Origin of the sequence: Paenibacillus sp. Pae15, from assembly GCF_024519685.1 — a bacterium.
GTDB lineage: Bacteria > Bacillota > Bacilli > Paenibacillales > NBRC-103111 > Paenibacillus_G > Paenibacillus_G naphthalenovorans.
In genome coordinates, this window is record NZ_JALJRM010000075.1 from 1 (window position 1) to 1,191 (window position 1,191).

The following is a 1,191-nucleotide window of genomic DNA, read 5'->3' on the forward strand; positions in this document are numbered from 1 at the left end:
GAGGACATAACTTATTTTTTCCGAAATTGTGTCTTGACAACGGGGGGCATTACACACAGTCCTAATAAGTGAATATGTCCGACTCAAAATTCAGGTTTTCCTATCTAATCTATTAATTTCGTCAACAATCAGTCAACTCTACTATTTACTCGCCTCTGTTTCACACTTCCACCCCATCTGTACTACTCCCTAAACCCGCTCCTCCACTACAATCTCAACCCTCTGTACCATCCCTCACCAACAAAGCCACTGATTCTACATGACTTGACTACTGGTCACTGATAAACATGCCTAGATAATGGCGAGGGTATGGGAAGCCGATTTACTAATGGTTGTCTCATACCTGCTGATTTTTGTTGTTTGCTAAAGAGTGTAACCAATGGGAAATATATTTAGTATGATTGAGCCTGAGCGTTGGTTGCTTGAGTTGTTCCTAAAGTACATTGAAGGAGACATTGAAGGCTTTATGCTTGAAGGTTTAGTTTATCCTTCTTTACTAAATGAACCTCCTCAAGCAGTATAACGACTGTCTCTCTCAAACGTTCAAATCACATTATTAGTCATTGACATAAAAAGAGTACTCAGTACCTCGTAATCAAGAACGTATCGTCAGGGAGAGTTTAGGGGAGTTAGGTACGCCTAAACTCTCTCGAAATTAGTTTTCTGTAAATAAATCTCAGAGGATGAACTCGACAATAAGTTATTCATACGAACTATATTTTATGGTACAATTTACCTACGTCATTCTTTTAGGGGAGGTACTATATGTACCAACGAGTAGTTAATAATATCCTCTATACTATTTCAATAGTTTTCCTTCTCGGCTCGATATATGCATATATTTTTGTAAACGATGATTTTACCTTCTTATCATTGTTCGGCACAGACGGTCTTACATTCTTTGGATTATTAATAGCACTCATAACAATGGTGGCAATGAAAATTCCATTGATAAAAAGATTTATTGGTTGGATATTACTTAGGTTTAACTTTTCTCAAATAGATAATAGAACGGAAGCAGTTATCAACTTGCCTTCAGAAAAAAATATCGAGAACATCAAGAAATCATTATCATCTTCGCTAGCGACTTGCACTCTATTCAAAAACAATAAATATGATGTTAATCAAAACACCAAGATGATGTACAATAGTTTGTGTAACCAGAATTTGTGACCTGCAGGCGCAAAAAAA

1 protein-coding gene is annotated in these 1,191 nt (G+C 36.4%); it reads left to right on the forward strand.

The genetic code is table 11. The annotated features are described in order from the left end of the window. The first annotated feature begins 379 nt into the window (after window positions 1–379). Window positions 380–523: a hypothetical protein gene (locus tag NR121_RS24920; RefSeq protein ID WP_256832141.1), complete on the forward strand. Its 144-nt coding sequence runs from the start codon at window positions 380–382 to the stop codon at window positions 521–523. Window positions 524–1,191: the final 668 nt, after the last annotated feature.

Coding starts and splice junctions, on each gene's coding strand:
- NR121_RS24920 (WP_256832141.1), top strand. CDS start 380: ATGGGAAATATATTTAGTATGATTGAGCCTGAGCGTTGGTTGCTTGAG.